Consider the following 18,555-nt stretch of genomic DNA (forward strand, 5'->3'; position numbering starts at 1 on the left):
GGGGACGGGGTAGGGTATAATATCTTTCATGGCTTCTAAGAAGAAGGCTTCCCCGAAGGATCCCTCGCTCCCCGAGGCCGAGGGGCGGGGGCCCGAGGGCGAAGGCACCCTTCCGGTCCCGGCCCCCCTGGAGGAGGAAAAGAGGCTTCCCTCCGGGGTCGATCCCCTGCAGCGCTATCTTGCGGAGATAAGCAAGTTCCCCCTTCTCTCCCGGGAGGAGGAGGAACGTATCGCCAAGGAATATTACGAGACGCGGGATCCGCGCCTGGCCTACAAACTGGTAACTTCCAACCTGCGCCTGGTGGTGAAGATTGCCCTGGAATTTCAGCAGTTCTGGAACCGCAACTTTCTGGACCTCATTCAGGAGGGTAACCTGGGGCTGCTTCAGGCGGTGCGCAAGTTCGACCCTTACCGGGGGGTAAAATTTTCCTATTATGCCTCCTTCTGGATCAAGGCTTACATTCTCAAGTACATCATGGACAACTGGCGGCTGGTTAAGATCGGGACCACTCAGGCCCAGCGTAAACTCTTCTACAATCTCAAGAAGGAGAAGGAACGGCTCGAAGCCCTGGGTTTCAAGCCCACTCCCAAGATGCTGGCCCAGAGATTGAAGGTGAAGGAGAAGGAAGTCATCGAGATGGAGCAGCGTCTTTCCGCCTCGGATGTGAGCCTGGAGGCCCCGCTCAAGGACGATTCCGAGGATACCTATCGAGATTTCCTGCGGGATCCCTCCCCTTCGGTGGAGGATCGTCTGGCCCGCGACGAGGTTCTGGCCCGTTTCTCCCAGATCCTTCACGAATTCGGTAAGACCCTACAGGACAAGGAAAAGGTGATCTTTTACGAACGTCTCCTTTCCGAGGAGCCGCTCACCCTTCAGGAAATCGGGAAACGTTTCGGGATTTCCCGGGAGAGGGTGCGGCAGATAGAGGAACGCCTGTTGAGGAAACTGCGCAAGTATCTCGAGGAGAGGTTGCCGGATGCGCACAACTATCCGCTGGCCCTGGAAGGGGCTACTGCTTAGTCTGCTGGTCTGGTGGGTCCTGGGAGCCCCGGCTCAGGCCGGGAGCCGGGCCGAGGCCTATTACCATTTCCTGGTGGCCATGCGTGCCTATCAGGCGGGAAAGCTATCCCTGGCCCGGAAGGAGCTCTATAAAGTCCTGCAGGAAGACCCCCGGGCCCTTTATCCTCGCAAACTCCTGATCGAGATCTACGGGCGTCTGGGGCAATACGAAAAGGCCGAGACCCTGGCGCACGAGGCCCTGAAGCAGGCCCCGGACGACAAGGATTTGCTGCTCCTTCTGGCCCGGATCTATCTTTCGGAAAAGCGTCCGGCCCGGGCGGCGGTAACCCTGGAAAGGGTCCTGGAGAAGGACCCCACCAATGAGGAGGCCCTGGGGCTGCTTCTTAGCGCCTATTTGACCCAGCACGATCTTTCCGGGGCCCTTTCCTCTCTGGACAGATTGCTCAAGGTCCATCCCCGTTCCTATACCCTGTGGTTGCTTAAGGCCCGTGTGCTCGCCAGGGCCGGTAAGCCGCAGGAGGCCCGGGAGGCCTATCTGCGGGCGGCGGAGCTTTCCTCTTATCGTCTGGAAATAGTAATGGAGGCCGGTAGTTTCCTGCGCCGGATGGGAGACCTTCCCCGGGCCGAGACCCTTTACCGGGAGTTTCTCCGTCGCAACCCCCAGGATATCCACGCCTATCAGGCCCTGATCCAGATCCTGGTTACCGAGGAAAAATGGAAGGAAGCCGAAAAGCTCCTGCGCGAGGCCTTACAGAAATATCCGGAAAACACCGGGTTCAGGTTCTTTCTGGGATTGATCCTGGAAAAACAGGGCCGGAAACAGGAGGCCCTGCGGATCTATCAAGAGATCTCCCCGGGAAGTTCCTTTTATCATGACGCCCTACAGCGGATCTATGATCTTACCCGTGAACTTAAAGGCGACCAGGCCGCCCTCTCCTTTCTGGAGAAGTTAGTCCACAGCCAGCCCGGGGATCCTCAGGTTTACTTTTTTGCCGCCAGTGCAGCCGAACAGATGGATTATTGTCCGCAGGGGTTAAAATTTGTGCAGGCCGGTTTAAAACGGTTCCCCGGGGATCGGAGTCTTATTCTTACTCAGGGGTTGCTCCTTTCCTGTCTGGGTCGTCTGCGGGAGGCCCTGAACCTGGTGGAACCCCTGCTCGAACGGTACCCCGATGATCCCCTGGTGCTCAACTTTGTGGGTTATACCTATGCGGAACTGGGCGAAAATCTGGAGGTGGCCGAGCGGTATATTCGCAAGGCCCTGAAAAAACAGCCCCAGGCCGGCTACATTGTGGATAGTCTGGCCTGGGTGCTTTACAAGCAGGGTCGTCTGAAGGAGGCCCTGCGGGAGATTCAACGCGCGGTAAAACTATCCCCCAAGGATGCGGTGATCCTGGAGCACGAGGGGGATATTCTCCAGGCCCTGGGGCGATGTAAGGAGGCCTGCGAGGTGTATCGAAAGGCGCTCTCTTTGAGCAAACACCGGCGTGATCGGGAGCGTATCCGTAAGAAGGTAGCCTCGTGCCCCGAAAAGCCCTCCTCCTGATCCTTCTGATCCTGGGGGCCTGTGCCCGGCACCCCGTAGTCCTTCCGGAAAAGGCCCTTTTTTCCGGCCGGAGCTATCAGGCGGTGGTGGTTTACCGGGTCCGGGGGGCAGGAAGGACCTATGGAGGAAGGGCGGTGATCCTCACCGCAAAAAACCGGGTATATGCGGAGGGGCTTTCTCCCTTCGGGGTGGCCCTTTTTTCCCTGTGGCTTGAGGGTAGCCGGATCCGGTGGGTCTTCTATACCCGGGGGGAGACCGGTGGCTGGGATCTGGTGCCCCCGGAACCGCGTCTGGGGACACTCTGGCCGGCCCTTCTTCTGGGAAGGGTTCCCCGGGAGATGGCCCGGGACCTTGCCCGGCAGGGGAAGGTGTCTCTCGGACACGGGTACAGCCTCAGGCTTAAGGGGGGCCCCCTGAGATATCTCCTGACCTGGAAGGGAAGGAGGATCCTGGAGGTGCGTCCCGGGGGAAAAGAAGTGGGGTTGAAGGTACATCCCCTGCGCATCGACCTGGTGCTCAGGTTGGTGCGCGTCCTCCCCGGGCCCTCTCAGATTCCGCCTCCCCCGCCGGTTCCCGTTTCCAGACTGGATTTGAATCGCTATCTGGGGATAAGCGGGGACTAGGAAAGACGACGGAATTCGAGTTCTTCGATGGCCATGGGAGTGGTGCGCCTTACGATGATCTCCCAGTTCCGATAGCGAAATTTCTCTCCCGGGCGGGGGATACGTCCGGCCAGTTTGAGGAGGAAGCCTCCCACGGTTTCGTAATCCCCATCCGGTAGATCTATTCCCAGATCCCGGGCGACCTCCACCTCCAGGAAGGCCTTGACCAGATATCGACCCTCCTCCAGTTTCCGGTAGGCCGGGGGTTCCGATTCCCGTTCATCCAGGAAATCTCCCAGCACTTCCTCCATGAGGTCTTCCAGGGTGAGGATCCCTATGGCTGCTCCGTACTCATCCACTACCACGGCAAAATCCTCACCGGACCGTTGCATCTCGGAAAGGGCTTCGGAGGCCGGTTTAAACTCGGGCAGATAGCGCACCGGCCGGAGGTAAGAGCCGAGGGGGGCCTCCAGCGGAGCATCCAGCAGTTCCTGGGCCCGTACCATGCCCACCACCTTATAAACCCGATGGCGATATACGGGCAGGCGGGAGAATCCGTAACGGGCCAGGATCCGCAGGGCCTCCTCCACCGGGGCTTCCTCCGGGAGCATCTTGACCCGCACCAGGGGTACCATGACCTGATCCACGGTCTTTTCCGTGAACTCGAAGAGTCGGGAGAGGACCTTTTTTTCCAGGGGTTCGAGTTGTTCCTCGGAGGTGATAAGTCCTTTGAGTTCCTCGCGCAGGATCCGGGGAAGGGGCCTTTCCGAGAGACCGAAGGCCCGAAAGGTGCGGTTGAGGAGTCCGGAAACCACCCAGACCAGGGGCAGGAGTAAGCGGGAGAGGAGATAGAGGGGAGGGGCCAGGAGCGGGGCCAGGGTGGCGGCCCGGGCCCGGGCCAGATTCTTGGGGATGATCTGACCGAAAAGGAGCATTACCGGCGGAAGCCCCAGGAGAGCTATCCAGGGACCGTGACGGGGAAAGATCTCCAGGAGAAAACCGGTGGTGAAGACTCCGTTGGCGATAACACAGAGATTGAGCCCCAGCAGGGTGGTGGTGAGGAGTCTTTCCGGTTGGCGCAGAAGTTCCAGGGCCAGCCGGGCTCCCAGGTGCCGGCGGGAGAGATTTTCCAGGTACACCTTTTCCGCCGAAAGGATGGCGATTTCCGCGGCGGCGAAGAAGGCCTCCCCCAGCAGAAGAAAAAGAAAGACCAGACTAGCCAGAAGTTTCATGTTCGAGCCTGGTAATCAATAGGGTCTGAATACGACGGCCCCGCAGGGACTCCACCCGGAAACGAAATCCGAAACCCTCCACCTCGTCCCCTTCGGAGGGGAGTTCCCCGAAGAGATGAAGCACCAGACTGGCCAGGGTCCGGAATTCCCCGGCCGGAAGTTCCGCCCCGGTCTCCCGATTGAAGTCTTCCACCTGCACCCATCCCTTGACCCGGTAACACCCCGGGGCGATTTCCTGAAGCGGTGGTTCCTTGAGCTCTTTTTCCTGATAGATTTCTCCGAACAACTCCTCCAGGACGTCCTCCAGGGTGACCAGGCCGCTTATTTCTCCGTATTCGTTTACCACCAGTGCCAGTTTGACCCGGCGGCGCTGGAATTCCTCGAGCAGACGACGCACCCGGGTCTTTTCGGGCACGAAGAAAGGCGGGCGCACCAGATCCCCCAGGCGCACGGTTTGGTCCTGGAGTCGGGCCTTGAGCACATCCTGAACATAGAGGATTCCCAGAGGGTGGTCCAGATTTTCGCGATATACGGGAATCTTGCGGAAGGGGGCCTTGCGCAGCCGGGAGAGGAGTTCCGGGGTTACCTCCTGGTCCGGAAGGGCCCAGATTTCCTGTCGTGGGGTCATGATGGCCGAGACCGGGGTCTCTTCGGTCTCGAAGAGACTATAGATAAAACGGCGTTCCTCCTCACGCAGGGCTCCGGAGTGATAGGCCTCCTCCACCAGGCGCTTGATCTCCTCCTCGGGGGGCACCCGCAGGGAGGGGCCGTGCACTCCGGCCAGCCGGAAGAAGATCTGGGCCAGCCCCAGCAACAGCCAGCGGAGCGGGGCCAGAAGCGTCTCCGTCACCCGGAGGGGTCTGGCCACCGCACAGGCTACCCTTTCCCGAAAACGTACCCCCAGGACCTTGGGAAAGAGGTCCCCCCATAGAAAGAGGATCCCGCTCATCAGGGGATAGGCCAGCCATTTCCCGGCGTGTCCCAGCCACTGGAAGAAAAACCAGCTGGCCAGGGAGGAGGAAAAGATATCCGCGATTTCGTTCCCCATGAGCACGGTAGTGAGAACCCGTTGAGGGCTCCGGAGTAGCTGGGCCGCCAGGCGACAGGCGGCCCGCGAGTGACGGGACAGTTTCCGGATCTCCAGACGGCTCAACGAAAAAAGGGCCGTCTCCGAACAGGTGAAAAAGGCCGAAAGGAGAACAAACAGGGTGATGAGGAGCCAGGTTGACCAGGGGTCCAAGTTCTTCTTTCCTCCTCCGGGGTTATCCGGTAAAAAGATAATACCATGAATGGGAGATGGGTAACCTATTTTCTGGCCGGGGCCCTGGTGATAGTGGTCTTCGGGGCCCTGCTGCGGTTGCTGGAACCCTTTTTTCGCCCCATCTTCTGGGCCCTCATCCTGGGGCTCTATCTCTTTCCGATCAATCGCTTTTTCCGCCGGCGCCTTAAGGGAAGACGGGGGCTTTCGGCCCTTCTGCTCACCTTTCTGGTGGTTTTTTTCGTCCTCCTGCCCCTGAGCTTTGTCCTTACCGAGGTTACCCGGCAGGCCCTGGAGATCGTGGGGCAGGCCCGTAAGATCCTGCAGAGCGGTCCGGAGGGGATTGTTTTCTCCCTCCAGAAATATCCCCGGATCTATGCCCTGGTCAAGAGCATCCTCCTCAAGCTTTCCCCCTTTGAAAATCAGCTCAAACAGCTTCTTGCTGCGGTGGCCTCCGGCGCCGGTCAGTTTCTCCTCACCCAGGGGAAGGCCCTCTTCCGGAATACGGTCCAGCTTTTCCTGGACCTGGTCTTCATGCTCATCACCCTTTTTTATCTCTTCCGGGACGGGGACCTCTTTTATGAAGAGTTAAAAAAACTTTTGCCCACCACCGTGGAGGAGACGGAAAGGATCACCGGGAAGGTGCAGGAGGTTTTGCGGGCGGTGCTCTTCGGGGGGCTGCTCACCGGTCTGGCGCAGGGGGTGGCGGCCCTTATTATTTACCTCCTGCTGGGGGTGTCCCCGGCGGTGTTGTTGGGGTTGCTTACCGCGGCTTCCTCCTTCGTGCCCCTGGTGGGGACCACCCTGGTGTGGGGGCCGGTGGCCATCTATCTGCTCCTTAAGGCCTCGGTCATCAAGGCCCTGATCCTTCTGCTCTACGGAGCCCTGGTCATAAGTCAGATCGATTCGTTACTGCGTCCCTTTATCGTGGGTTCTCAGACGGAAATTCATACCCTTTTCCTGTTCTTCAGTATCCTCGGTGGGCTCAAGGTCTTCGGGCTTTTGGGGGTCTTCCTGGGGCCGATCATCCTTTCCCTGGCCATCTCTCTGGTGGAGATCTACCGACTCAAGGTCCAAAATGCCCGAACTGCCTGAGGTGGAGACCATCCGTCGCGACCTGCTCCCCCTGGTGGGAAGCAGGTTGAGGGAAGTAATGATAAAGCAACCCCGGCTGGTCCGGCCGGATCCGGCTACCTTCCGGGACCGGCTCCGGGGGCGAACCCTGCGGGGGATTTCCCGCCGGGGGAAGCTGCTTATTTTCGACTGGGGAGAGAACCTGCTTTTGGTCCATCTGGGGATGACCGGGGCCCTCATCCTGGCCGGGGACACCGCGGAACCCTCGCATACCCGGGTGATCCTGGAACTGGACCGGGGGCGTATCTATTATGCGGATCCCCGGGGGTTCGGATGGCTCGAGGCCCTGCCCCGGGAGGACCTTCCCCGGCACCCCTTTTATCAAAAACTGGGCCCGGAGGCCCTGGAGATCTCCCTGGCCGAGTTTGAGGCCCGGCTGGCGGCTTCCCGCAGCCGGATCAAGTCCCTGCTTCTCGATCAGCGCGTTCTGGCCGGTCTGGGGAACATCTATACCGACGAGGCCCTCTTTCGGGCCGGGATTCATCCCGCCCGGAGGGCGGCGGATCTCTCCCCGCAGGAGAGGAAACGTCTCTACGAGGCCATAAGGGAGGTGCTCCGGCGGGGGATAGAACTGCGAGGGTCCTCGGTGCGCGATTATGTGGATGGGCAGGGAAAAAGCGGACGTTTTCAGGAGGAACATTGTGTCTATGGTCGAAGGGGGCTCCCCTGTCCCTCCTGCGGGCGTCCGCTTCAGTACCAGAAGATCGCCGGACGCGGCACCACCTTCTGCCCTTTCTGTCAGCGGTAAGGCTTCTTACTCCTATCCCAAAACGGGTTTAAACTAAGATTGTGAAACGACCGCGTATAGTTCGTTTAAGCGATATTCTGGATCAGATCCAGAGTTATCTGCCCGGGGCCAACACCTATCTGGTGGAGAAGGCCTATGTTTTTGCCGCCCGGGCCCATGCCGGGCAGATCCGCAAATCCGGCGAGCCCTATCTCTCCCATCCCCTGGCGGTGGCCTATATCCTGGCCCGAATGAGGCTGGATCTTCCCACCATCGCCGCCGGTCTTCTCCACGATACGGTGGAGGATTCTCCCTTCACCCTGGAGGATATCCGGCGCCATTTCGGGGATGAGGTGGCCCTGATTGTGGATGGGGTAACCAAGCTCTCCTCTCTGCCCTCCACCAGCCGGATCCATCAACAGGCGGAGAACTTCCGAAAGATGCTGCTGGCCATGGCCAAGGACCTGCGGGTCATCCTGGTAAAGCTGGCGGATCGGTTGCATAATATGCGGACCCTGGAATTTCAGCCGGAACACAAGCGTCGTCGGATAGCCCAGGAGACCCTGGATATTTATGCCCCCCTGGCCAGCCGTCTGGGGATCGACTGGCTGAAACAGGAACTGGAGGATCTTTCCTTTAAATACCTGTATCCGGAGGATTACGAGCGCCTGAAGGCCGAGGTGGAAAAACGGGTGGAGGAGGCCCAGAGTTATGTGGAGGAGGTCAAGAACCTGATCCGGGAGGCCCTGGAGGAACACGGTATCCAGGCCCGGGTGCTGGGACGGACCAAACACCTCTGGAGTGTCTATCGCAAGCTCGAACGCTACGGCCTCACCATCGATCAGCTGGATCAGATCTATGATCTCATCGGTTTTCGGGTCATCGTTAAGACGGTAAAGGAGTGTTACGAGGTCCTGGGGATCATCCATTCCCTCTGGCCTCCTATCCCGGGGCGTTTCAAGGATTACATCAGTCTTCCCAAGCCCAATCTTTATCAGAGCCTTCACACCACGGTGCTGGGGCCCAAGGGAAAACGCATCGAGATCCAGATCCGCACCGAGGAGATGGATCGCATCGCCAACGAGGGTATCGCCGCTCACTGGCTTTATAAGGAAGGGGCCATCCTTTCTCCGGAAAAGGTCAAGAAATTCGAATGGCTGGAGCGGCTGGTGGAACTGCAAAAGGAACTCCAGAATCCACGCGAGTTTCTGGAATCCCTGCGTCTGGATCTCTTCCCGGAGGAGGTCTATGTGTTCACCCCGGACGGCGACATCAAGGTCCTGCCCCGGGGGGCCACGCCGGTGGATTTTGCCTACGCCATCCATACCGAGGTGGGGAACCACTGTGTGCGGGCCTGGGTGAACGGTCGTCTGGTGCCGCTGGATTATAAGCTGGAGACCGGGGATGTGGTTCGGATAGATACCTCGCCCCAGCAGCGTCCCAGCCGGGACTGGCTCAAGTTTGTAAAGACCAGTCGGGCCCGGAGTCGTATCCGACAGTGGCTGCGGCAGGAGGAAAAGGAGCGGGTGATTACCGCCGGGCGGGAGATGCTGGCCCGGGAGTTCCGCAAGCGCAAGAAGAATCTGGCGGATTTTCTGGAATCCGAGGAGGCCCTGGAGGTGGCCCGACGTTTCAATCTCCGCAGCGTCGAGGACCTCCTGGCGGCAGTGGGATACGGGAAGATCACCCCCCTCCAGGTGTTAAAGAAGTATCTCTGCGAGGAAAAGGAACCACCGGCTCCGCGGGATCTACCGGAAAGGGAGCCGGAGTCTCTGGAGGTTCCCTCCTACGGGGAAGTGCTCCTCATGGATGGCACCCGGGATGTGCTCTTCCGGCTCAGTCGCTGCTGTAATCCGGTGCCCGGAGACGAGGTGGTGGGGTATATCACCCGGGGAAGGGGGATCTCCGTCCATCGGGTGAATTGTCCCAACGTGGCCGCCCTGGACGAGGACCGGAAGGTGGAGATCCGCTGGGACAAGGCCGACGGAAGGGCTCATCCGGTGCGGCTATCGGTCATCACCCACGACCGCAAGGGTATGCTGGCCGCGGTCTCCGGGGCCATCAGTTCGGCTGAGGCCAATATCCTCAAAGCCGAGGTGCAGACCACCCCCGACCGCCGGGCTGTGTTCGATATCGTGGTGGAGGTCACGGACCGCAGCCACCTGGAAAAGATCATGGCCAACCTGCGGTCCGTGGATGGGGTGCTTAAGGTGGAAAGACGCCTGGCTTAGCGTACCGCCTTCTGCACCTTGCCGGCCTTTATGCACCGGGTGCAGACCCGCATGCGTTTTACCTGGCCGTTGGGCAGTTTCACCCTTACCCTCTGGAGATTGGGATACCACCACCGTCCGGAACGTTTGGCCGAATGGCTGATCTGATGCCCGGTATGGGGACGCTTGCCGCAAATCTGACAGATCCTGGCCATGGCTTCCCTCCTGCTTAAAAGCTTCCTCCCAGCTGGAAGTTCCAGTTGCTGCTATCCTCGCCGGGTTTTCTATCTATATTCCATCCGAACTCAACGCGCAAGGGCCCCATGGGAGAGAGCCAGCGTATGCCGAACCCCACGCTCTTGCGCAGATCCGAGGTATCAAAACCGTGTTCCTTGTCCCAGACCGTACCGGTATCGAAAAAGAGGACCCCTTTCAGGTTGATGCTTTTGACCAGGGTGAAGATGGTTTCCGCCTGCATGAAGGCCATGCGGGTGCCTCCGATGCGTTCGCCGGTTTCCGGATCTATGGGACTCACATCCCCGGAGCGATAACCGCGGATGGAATTCAGCCCTCCCAGGAAGAACCGTTCGTAAACCGGCACCCTCTTGCCGGAACCCTCGGTGATGTAACCGGCTCCCAGATGGATATGCCCCACAAAGTCGCGAGGCAGGGGGAGAGGGAAATAGAAATGCCCCTGATAGATGGTCTTGAGATATTCGCTGTCTCCTCCCAGAAACTTTCCGGCCAGCTGGAAATCCAGACGCTGCAGAAGCCCCCGACTGGGGACAAACCAGCGGTTGCGGGTATCATACACCAGGCCTCCCTCCAGAGCGCTGGTAACGTGGATGTTCAGCGACTCCCGGATGACCTTGGAGACCCAGGGATTGAGATCGCTGAGGTCGGTATCGTCGTAGCGGTACCCTCCGTAAACCCGGAGATCCGGGCTCAGGGGATAGCCCAGCCGAAAGCTTCCCCCGGAGCTCTCCCGGGTAAAGTCCTCGTATTCCCGGCTCCAGTTGTAAAGGCTTAAGGCCAGGGAAAATTTGGTGTCCCGGAAATAGGGGTCGGCAAAATCCAGGGCGTAACGGTTGGACCTGGTGCCCAGGATACCCTGAAAGGAGAGGGTCTGCCCCTTGCCCAGGAAATTGCGCTGGGAGATCTGGCCCATGAGGATGAGTTTATCCACCGAGCTGTATCCCGCTCCCAGGCTGAAGGTTCCGGTGGGCTGTTCCTTTACCTTTACCCACAGGTCCATATAGTTCTTCTGCACGCTCTTTTCCTTTTCGATGGAGACATCCTCGAAGTAACCCAGCCGTCGGAGACGAATTTCGCTCTTTTTCAGGCGACTGGCGCTGAAGGGACGCTGTTCCACGATCAGCAGTTCTCGCCGGATGACCTTATCGCGGGTCTTGGTATTCCCTACGATCTCTATGCGATTCACATAGACCAGAGGGCCACGGTTGACCCTGAAGGTTACATCCACGGTATGGCTCTTGGGGTTGCGTTTGAGTTCCGGCTTGACCTCGGCGTAGGCATAGCCTTTGTCGGCGAAGAGATCCGCGATACGCATCTGGTCCCGGCGCAGGGCCTCCACGCTGAAATATTTTTCCTTGGGCAGGGTCAATTCCTTGAGAACGCGCTTGGGCGGGTAGAGGTCCTGGATGACCTTCACCTTCCCCACCCGATAACGCGGCCCTTCTTCTATGGGAATGGTGATATAGACCCAGCCCTTTTTCTCCCGGATCCGGGGTTCTCCCACCCGGGCCTCAATGTAGCCGTGATTGCGATAGAAGGTCTCGATCTTTTCCAGATCCCGGTAAAGGAAGGCCCGGCTATAGACCCCGGGTTCCACCGAGGGGGCCGGGGAGAGGAAGCCTTTTACGGTTTGCACGGCTTTCTTGGCCCAGGAAAAGGGGGTCTTCTCGCTGAGGGAGAGCAGTTTCTTGAGCTGCTTATCGGAGAAGGCCCGGTTGCCCACGAACTCGATCTTTTTGATGTAGAGCTTGCGTCCTTCATGGATACGGAAGACCACCTTGACCTCACGGCCGGAAAGGGACTGGACCTCCGGGACCACGCGGGTATGGAAGTATCCCTTCTGCTGATAGAGGGCCTTGATGGTCTCGGCAGCCCGATCCACCTCCTTGAGATTGAGAATGGAATGAGGCTTCAGCTTGACCACCTTCTTCAGATCCGAGGTGCTTATGGCCTTGTTCCCCTGGAAGACTACGCTCTTGATGGCAGGCTTTTCCACCACCCGGTAGGTAAGGATGAGCCCCTGGGGGGACTCCTCCACGTCTGCCTGTACGTCTTCGAAATAACCCAGCCGATAGATATTCTTGATATCCTGCCGGATCTTTGTCAGATCCAGGAAATCGCCGGGTTTCAGGGATACCTTGTCCAGGATGACTTCTTTATCCACCCGCATGTTGCCGGCCACCCTTACGGCCACCACCCTCTTCTTTTCCAGGATACCGGCCACCAGCACCTCACCGGCCTGATCTTCCAGTTCGGGCCAATCCGAGAGGGCTCCGGCTACATAGGCATGGCGGGGGGCTTCCCAGTCCCGGCGCAGGAAGGAAAAATCGAAACTCACCTGGCCTCCGATCTCGGTGACCGTTCCCCAGACCGCCACCACCGCCCCTTCCTCTTCCAGGATTTGACGGATCTTCTGAGGGGTGGGAGGCGGCCCGGCCCGGATCTTTACCCGAAATCCCTGTTCTCTCAGATAGTCGGTGAGGCTTTCCTCCAGACGCTTAAGAAGCATAGGGCGGGGATGCGGGCCCTGATAGCGCAGGGTATAGAGAATAAGGGGAAGGCGCACCTGGACCTGGGCCGTGGCCCTGGTCCCCACAAGAAACCAGCAGACCACCAGCCCTATCACCAGCAGGGGCCTTTTCACAGGGATACCTCCCTCAATCGACCGGCCTCCAGCTTGAACACCCGATCCATGCGGGCCGCCAGTTCGAGATTATGCGTGGCTACCACAAGGGTAGTATCATACTTTCGGTTCAATTGCAAAAGGATCTCTGTTACCTCGCGGGCGCTGTCCATATCCAGGTTTCCGGTGGGTTCGTCCGCCAGAATCAGACGGGGGGAAAGGACCAGGGCCCGGGCGATGGCCACCCGCTGGCGTTCGCCCCCGGAAAGTCCGGAGATCCGATGGTGAAGGCGATGGCCCAGGCCCAGACGTTGCAGAAGTTCCCGGGCCCTTTTCTCCATTTCCTTCCGGGGATGGCCGGCCAGCAGACCGGGTAACATGACGTTTTCCAGGGGATCGAATTCGGGGAGGAGATAATGGAACTGGAAGACAAACCCCAGGTGGAGATTCCGATAGGTGGAAAGGGCTTCATCGGAAAGGCTCAGAATATTCTTTCCGAAATGCAGCACCTGTCCGCGGGAGGGACGGTCCAGGCCCCCCAGGAGATGGAGGAGGGTGGTCTTGCCCACCCCCGAGGGTCCTACGATGGCCACCTTTTCCGAGGGCCAGATCTGGAGATCTACTCCGCGCAGGATTTCCACCTCTCCCTCGGGATGAGGAAAGACCTTGTGCAGGTTCCGGGCCTCCAGGGCCGGGATTTTATCCATGACGCAGGACCTCCGCCGGAGGGAGCTTGGCCGCCTGGCGGGCCGGAAAGAGGGCCGCAAGCAGGGTCAGGATCAGGGCCGAGATCACGATGATGGTTACATCCAGGGCCTCCACCCGCACCGGTAGATAGTCCACGGGATATACATCGCCGGGCAACCGGATCACCGGGTACCGGGCCAGAAAGGCGCAGAGGGCAAGTCCCAGGGAGAGTCCCAGACCGGTACCCAGGCCTCCCAGAAGCAACCCGCACCAGAGGAACAGGCGCAGGATGGTTCGTTCCGTGGCCCCCAGGGCCTTGAGCAGGGCGATATCCGGCCGTTTCTCCGAGATGAGCATGATCAGAGCGGCCACGATATTGAAGGCCGCCACCACCACGATGAGGGTGAGGACCACAAACATGCCGGTCTTTTCCAGTTTGAGGGCGGAGAAAAGGCTCCGATTCAGGGTCTGCCAGTCCACCACATAATAGGGGTAACCCAGGTTGGTACGAATGAGCCGGGCCAGTTTGCGGGCCTGGAAGGGGTTGTGCAGTTTGATCTCCAGACCGGTTACCGCTTCCGGGGTCCCGGTAACCCGGCGGGCGGTGGAAAGCGGGGCCAGGGCCAGGGAGAGGTCGTAATCATAAAGACCGGTCTCAAAGATGGCTGCCACCCTGAGGGTGACGAACCGGGGCATCAGGCCCAGAGGGGTGATGCGTCCCTGAGGCAGCAGCAATCTTACCCGATCCCCCACGCTAACCCTCAGCCGTTCGGCCAGACGCCGGCCCAGGAATACCGGAGGCGGGGATCCTTTATCCGTAAGCTCTCCTGAGAGGAGGTGCAGGGTCTTGAGGTGTCGGACCTCCTCAAGCGGGATACCCTTGAGAAATACCCCGGCTTCTCCGGAGGAGGAGATCAGCAACCCCTGTTCGGAGATAAAGGGATAGATACCCTCGAGTTTTACGCCTTTACGCCGGGCCAGCTCTTCGAGGCGCCGGCTGATTTTCTTAAATTCCGTAAAGGGGCCAAAGACCCGCTCCACCACCAGATGAGGATTGGCCGAGAGGATCTTTTCCTTCAGAATGTCCTGGAAACCGCTCATTACCGCGATAACCACGATCAGGGCCGCCACTCCGATGGTTATACCGGCCACGGAAATATTGGCGATGACTCCGGTAAGGCGATCCCGCTTGCGGGAGAAAACGTACCGCCGGGCCACAAACCATTCAAAGGAAAATCCCATCAGGCCTCCGGTCGGAGATGCGGGAAGAGGATCACCTCCCGGATGGACGGAGAGTCGGTAAAGAGCATTACCACCCGGTCGATGCCGATGCCCTCTCCGGCCGCCGGAGGCATACCGTACTCCAGCGCCCGGATGAAGTCCTCGTCTATCTCGGGATGGATCTCCGGGTCGTCCTCCAGGCGTTTCCGGATCTGTTCCTCGAACCGGGCCCGCTGATCGCGGGGATCGTTTAGTTCGGAGAAGGCATTGGCCACCTCCCGCCCGGCTACGATGAGTTCAAAACGGTCGGTGATGGAGGGGTCCCGGTCGTTACGACGGGCCAGGGGCGAAAGCTCCACCGGGAACTCGGTAATGAAGGTGGGCTGGATGAGTCTGGGTTCCACCAGGGCGTCAAAGAGTTTGGCCCAGAGCTTCTGGAGAACGGGTTCGCGTGGATCCACCTTGATTCCCTTTTCGGCGGCAAACTCCAGGATCTTTTCCCTGGACTCAAGTATATCTTCCGGCACCCCACCGATCTCTATCAGGGCCTTTCGATAGGGGATCCTGGGCCAGGGCGGGGTGAAGTCTATTTCCTGTCCCTGGTAGGTAATCTTCGGGCTTCCGTAAAGTTCCAGGGCCAGCCCCACAAAGATCTCCTCGGTGCGGCGCATGAGGTCTTCATAAGTGGCATAGGCCTCGTAGAATTCCAGCATGGTGAATTCGGGGTTGTGCTGGGTGGAAATGCCCTCGTTACGGAAGTTGCGGTTGAGTTCGAAGACCCGTTCGAAGCCTCCCACCAGGAGTCTTTTGAGATAGAGCTCCGGGGCAATGCGCAGATAGAGTTCGAGATCCAGGGCGTGATGATAGGTCTTAAACGGCCGGGCCGTGGCTCCGCCGGGGATGGGCTGCATCATGGGGGTTTCCACCTCCAGGAAACCGTTGGAGATGAAATAATCCCGCAGATAGTGAATGATGCGGGTGCGGGCACGAAAGATCTCCCGCACCCGGGGATTCATGATCAGGTCCACGTAGCGCATGCGATAGCGGAGTTCGGTGTCCCGGAGTCCGTGAAATTTTTCGGGAAGGGGACGGAAGGCCTTGGTGATCAGCCGTATATCCCTGGCCAGCACGGTGAGCTCTCCGGTTTTGGTGCGAAAGAGCGGCCCTTCCACCCCGATGATATCCCCGATGTCAAAGTACTTTTTAAAGAGTTTGAACTTTTCCTCTCCCACTTCGTCACGTTTTACAAAGACCTGGATGCGACCGGTCTCGTCCTGGATATGGGTGAAGACGGCCTTACCGAAGTCCCGTCGGGCCATCATGCGGCCGGCCAGGCGGAAGGTCTGTTCCAGCTTTTCCAGGGCCTGTTGATCGTATTCCCGGAAGAGTTCCTGGAGTACCCCGGCTCGATCCGCGGGCCGGAAATCGTTGGGGAAAAGGGAATAGCCCATCTGTTCCAGTTCTTCGGCCTTTCTGCGCCGGACCTCCAGAACCGTGCTTTCCTCCTTCACCACCTGCCTCCTAAAAGGGATGTGTCCGAAAGCATATTGTTTTCTCGGGAATTCTTCAAGCCCGTGCCTTCTCTTTGGCCGGAGCTATACCTTTCCCTTAGCCTTCCTTGGAAGAAGCTCGGCAAAAATCCAGACCTTAGGAAAATATAGTTTAAGGTCAAACGATGCTTTTATTTTGGCAACTTGTAAGTTTTATCAGGTGAAATATCTTGTTTCTCTGGACCGGGATTTTCAACTTGCCTGTGAGAAGGAAGGGATAGTTCTCGTAGATAGGGCTTTGCGTTCGGAGACTTAGATCCTTCTCCTCATCCACCACTCGTAGAGTACGGGGATGAGGAAGAGGGTGACCAGGGTGGAGGTAACCAGTCCACCGATCATGGGGGCGGCGATGCGACGCATGACATCCGCCCCGGTCCCCCGAGACCAGAGAAGAGGCAGGAGTCCCACGATGGTGGTCATTACGGTCATCACCTTGGGACGCAGACGCAGCACCGCCCCCTCGATTACCGCTTCCCGCAGGTCGGCAGGATGGCGGAGTTTCCCGGATTCCAGGCGTTTTTTGCGGGCCACGTCCAGATAAACCAGCATTACCACCCCGGTTTCCGCGGCCACACCGGCAAGAGCGATCATTCCCACCCCCACGGCCACGGAGAGATGATAGGACAGAAGATAAAGAAGCCAGATGGAGCCCACCAGGGCGAAGGGCAGAGAAAGCATGATCAGGGTCACCTCCATAAAGTTACGGAAGTGAAGATAAAGAAGAAAATAGATAAGGAACACGGTAAGCGGTATGAGCAGGGACAGGCGGTGTTTGACCCGTTCCATAAAAAGGTATTGACCGCTCCACTCCAGAAAGTACCCCGGGGGGAGTTTCAGTTTTTCCCGGACCAGCCGGCGGGCTTCTTGTACGTAGCTTCCTACGTCTCTACCGGCTACATCCACATAGACATAGCCCACCCGGAAGCCGTTTTCGTCCTTAATCATGGGAGGGCCGCCGGTGACGCGTATCCTGACCAGATTCTTCAGGGGCACCATGGCCCCGGAGGGGGTCTTGATCAGGATTCGTTCCAGGTCCTCCGGGGTCTCCCGGAATTCCCGGGCATACCGCACCAGAATGGGATAACGTTCCCGTCCCTCCACGGTGTAGCTCACGATGGTGCCTCCCACCGCGGTGCGGATGCGTTGCAGGACCTCCCCTACGTTCAGGCCGTAACGGGCGCAGGCCCACCGATCCGGGATCAGATCCACGTAATAGCCTCCGAAGGTGCGTTCCGCATACACACTCCGGGTCCCGGGAAGATTCTTTAACAGGGCCTCCAGTTTCTCCCCGATACGCTGGATCTGCCCCAGATCCTTACCGTAGATCTTGATCCCTATGGGGGTGCGGATCCCGGTGGTGAGCATATCGATGCGGGCTTTTATGGGCATGGTCCAGGAGTTGGTCCATCCCGGAAGACGTACCCGGTGATCCAGTTCAGAGATGAGTTTTTCCCAGGTCATTCCCGGACGCCATTGCCGGCGGGGTTTGAGGAGGATGGTGGTTTCCACCATGGACAGAGGGGCGGGGTCGGTGGCCGTTTCCGCCCGGCCCACCTTACCGAAGACCCTCTTCACCTCGGGAAAACTGCGGATGAGGCGATCCTGAATCTGGAGGACCCTCACCGCCTCGGTGATGGAAATGCCCGGGAGGGTGGTGGGCATGTAGAGGATGCTACCCTCGTTCAGCGGAGGCATAAATTCCGAGCCCAGACGGGACCAGAGGGGTACGGTGATCAGCAGGGCCACCAGGGAAGCCCCGAGTACGGCCCATTTGAACCGCAGGGCCAGTTTCAGCGCGGGACGATAGAGGGCTATGAGCAGGCGGGAGATAGGGTTCTTCTCCTCGGATATGCCCCGGCGCACAAACCAGCTCATCAGGGCCGGGGCCAGGGTGATGGAGAGCAGGGCGGCAAAGAACATGGAAAAGGTCTTGGTAAAGGCCAGGGGCTTGAAGAGGCGCCCCTCCTGGGCCTGAAGGGCAAAGACCGGAAGGAAGGAAAGGGTGATCACCAGGAGAGAGAAGAAGATAGGCGGCCCCACCTCCCGGGCGGCCCGCAGGATGATCTCCCGCCGGGTACCGGATTCGTGTTCCAGATGTTTGTGGGCGTTTTCCACCAGCACGATCACCGCATCCACCATGGCTCCGATGGCGATGGCGATCCCTCCCAGCGACATGATGTTGGCGGTAATGCGCAACCAGTACATGGGAAGAAAGGAAAGGGCCACCGCCACCGGGAGTACAATCACCGCCACAAGCGCCGAGGGAGGGTGGAGCAAAAAGATGAGGATCACCAGAGAGACCACCACCATCTCTTCCAGCAGGGTCTTTTTCAGGGTATGGATGGCCCGGAGGATGAGGTCCGACCGATCATAGGTGGTAACGATCTTGACCCCCGGGGGAAGAGCGGGTTCGATCTCCTTCAGGCGTTCCTTCACCCGGCGGATGACATTAAGGGCGTTTTCCCCGTACCGCATGACCACGATTCCAC

At 59.1% G+C, this 18,555-nt stretch carries 14 protein-coding genes; 6 read left to right on the forward strand and 8 right to left on the reverse strand.

Annotated features, from left to right (window positions below; translation table 11 throughout):
* Nucleotides 1-28: 28 nt before the first annotated feature.
* Genes F8J34_RS06880 through F8J34_RS06890 form a run of 3 tightly spaced genes read left to right on the forward strand, consistent with a single transcriptional unit; the run spans nt 29 to nt 3,190 of the window.
* A complete protein-coding gene (locus F8J34_RS06880) occupies nt 29-1,021 on the forward strand; it encodes an RNA polymerase factor sigma-32 (RefSeq protein WP_297057547.1) in 993 nt (330 codons plus the stop codon).
* Nucleotides 978-2,567, forward strand: coding sequence for a tetratricopeptide repeat protein (locus F8J34_RS06885; RefSeq protein WP_297057550.1), 1,590 nt, complete (start codon nt 978-980; stop codon nt 2,565-2,567). The genes F8J34_RS06880 and F8J34_RS06885 overlap by 44 nt, the downstream gene beginning before the upstream one ends.
* Nucleotides 2,543-3,190, forward strand: a complete 648-nt coding sequence (locus tag F8J34_RS06890; protein ID WP_297057553.1) for a hypothetical protein — start codon at nt 2,543-2,545, stop codon at nt 3,188-3,190. The genes F8J34_RS06885 and F8J34_RS06890 overlap by 25 nt, the downstream gene beginning before the upstream one ends.
* Here the strand turns inward: F8J34_RS06890 and F8J34_RS06895 are convergent.
* A complete protein-coding gene (locus F8J34_RS06895; protein WP_297057555.1) occupies nt 3,187-4,401 on the reverse strand; it encodes a hemolysin family protein in 1,215 nt (404 codons plus the stop codon). The genes F8J34_RS06890 and F8J34_RS06895 overlap by 4 nt on opposite strands.
* Nucleotides 4,385-5,641, reverse strand: coding sequence for a hemolysin family protein (locus tag F8J34_RS06900; protein ID WP_297057558.1), 1,257 nt, complete (start codon nt 5,639-5,641; stop codon nt 4,385-4,387). Before F8J34_RS06900 ends, F8J34_RS06895 begins: the two co-directional genes overlap by 17 nt.
* 45 nt (nt 5,642-5,686) lie before the next feature.
* On the opposite strand from F8J34_RS06900, the gene F8J34_RS06905 reads away from it, so the two are divergent.
* From F8J34_RS06905 to F8J34_RS06915, 3 genes are read left to right on the forward strand one after another with little or no spacing between them, the layout of a single operon-like run.
* Nucleotides 5,687-6,754, forward strand: a complete 1,068-nt coding sequence (locus F8J34_RS06905; RefSeq protein ID WP_297057560.1) for an AI-2E family transporter — start codon at nt 5,687-5,689, stop codon at nt 6,752-6,754.
* Nucleotides 6,738-7,541, forward strand: a complete 804-nt coding sequence (mutM, locus tag F8J34_RS06910) for a bifunctional DNA-formamidopyrimidine glycosylase/DNA-(apurinic or apyrimidinic site) lyase (protein ID WP_297057563.1) — start codon at nt 6,738-6,740, stop codon at nt 7,539-7,541. Before F8J34_RS06905 ends, mutM begins: the two co-directional genes overlap by 17 nt.
* A 41-nt stretch (nt 7,542-7,582) precedes the next feature.
* A complete protein-coding gene (locus F8J34_RS06915) occupies nt 7,583-9,751 on the forward strand; it encodes a bifunctional (p)ppGpp synthetase/guanosine-3',5'-bis(diphosphate) 3'-pyrophosphohydrolase (RefSeq protein WP_297057566.1) in 2,169 nt (722 codons plus the stop codon).
* On the opposite strand, the gene rpmB is transcribed toward F8J34_RS06915, so the two are convergent.
* From rpmB to F8J34_RS06945, 6 genes are all read right to left on the reverse strand, one after another.
* A complete protein-coding gene (gene rpmB / locus F8J34_RS06920; protein WP_297057569.1) occupies nt 9,748-9,945 on the reverse strand; it encodes a 50S ribosomal protein L28 in 198 nt (65 codons plus the stop codon). The two genes, F8J34_RS06915 and rpmB, sit on opposite strands and share 4 nt — an antisense overlap.
* Before the next feature lie 14 nt (nt 9,946-9,959).
* On the reverse strand, nt 9,960-12,629 hold the full coding sequence (gene bamA / locus F8J34_RS06925; RefSeq protein WP_297057571.1) for an outer membrane protein assembly factor BamA: 2,670 nt from the start codon (nt 12,627-12,629) through the stop codon (nt 9,960-9,962).
* Nucleotides 12,626-13,315 (reverse strand): ABC transporter ATP-binding protein, encoded by a 690-nt coding sequence (locus F8J34_RS06930; protein WP_297057574.1) that lies wholly within the window; start codon nt 13,313-13,315, stop codon nt 12,626-12,628. Before F8J34_RS06930 ends, bamA begins: the two co-directional genes overlap by 4 nt.
* A complete protein-coding gene (locus tag F8J34_RS06935; RefSeq protein WP_297057576.1) occupies nt 13,308-14,537 on the reverse strand; it encodes an FtsX-like permease family protein in 1,230 nt (409 codons plus the stop codon). Before F8J34_RS06935 ends, F8J34_RS06930 begins: the two co-directional genes overlap by 8 nt.
* Entirely contained in the window at nt 14,537-16,027 is a 1,491-nt protein-coding gene (gene lysS, locus F8J34_RS06940; RefSeq protein WP_297057579.1) for a lysine--tRNA ligase, read from the reverse strand. The genes F8J34_RS06935 and lysS overlap by 1 nt, the downstream gene beginning before the upstream one ends.
* A 291-nt stretch (nt 16,028-16,318) precedes the next feature.
* Nucleotides 16,319-18,555 (reverse strand): CusA/CzcA family heavy metal efflux RND transporter (locus F8J34_RS06945; protein ID WP_297057584.1); only part of this gene is annotated, 2,237 nt, incomplete at its 5' end.

Source organism: Thermosulfurimonas sp., assembly GCF_015491435.1.
GTDB lineage: Bacteria > Desulfobacterota > Thermodesulfobacteria > Thermodesulfobacteriales > Thermodesulfobacteriaceae > Thermosulfurimonas_A.

Bases quoted from the DNA above. Each gene is read 5' to 3' on its own strand.
- F8J34_RS06880 (WP_297057547.1), top strand. From the start codon at position 29: ATGGCTTCTAAGAAGAAGGCTTCCCCGAAGGATCCCTCGCTCCCCGAG.
- F8J34_RS06930 (WP_297057574.1), bottom strand. From the start codon at position 13,315: ATGGATAAAATCCCGGCCCTGGAGGCCCGGAACCTGCACAAGGTCTTT.
- F8J34_RS06895 (WP_297057555.1), bottom strand. From the start codon at position 4,401: ATGAAACTTCTGGCTAGTCTGGTCTTTCTTTTTCTTCTGCTGGGGGAG.
- F8J34_RS06905 (WP_297057560.1), top strand. From the start codon at position 5,687: ATGAATGGGAGATGGGTAACCTATTTTCTGGCCGGGGCCCTGGTGATA.
- rpmB (WP_297057569.1), bottom strand. From the start codon at position 9,945: ATGGCCAGGATCTGTCAGATTTGCGGCAAGCGTCCCCATACCGGGCAT.
- mutM (WP_297057563.1), top strand. From the start codon at position 6,738: ATGCCCGAACTGCCTGAGGTGGAGACCATCCGTCGCGACCTGCTCCCC.
- F8J34_RS06935 (WP_297057576.1), bottom strand. From the start codon at position 14,537: ATGGGATTTTCCTTTGAATGGTTTGTGGCCCGGCGGTACGTTTTCTCC.
- F8J34_RS06885 (WP_297057550.1), top strand. From the start codon at position 978: ATGCGCACAACTATCCGCTGGCCCTGGAAGGGGCTACTGCTTAGTCTG.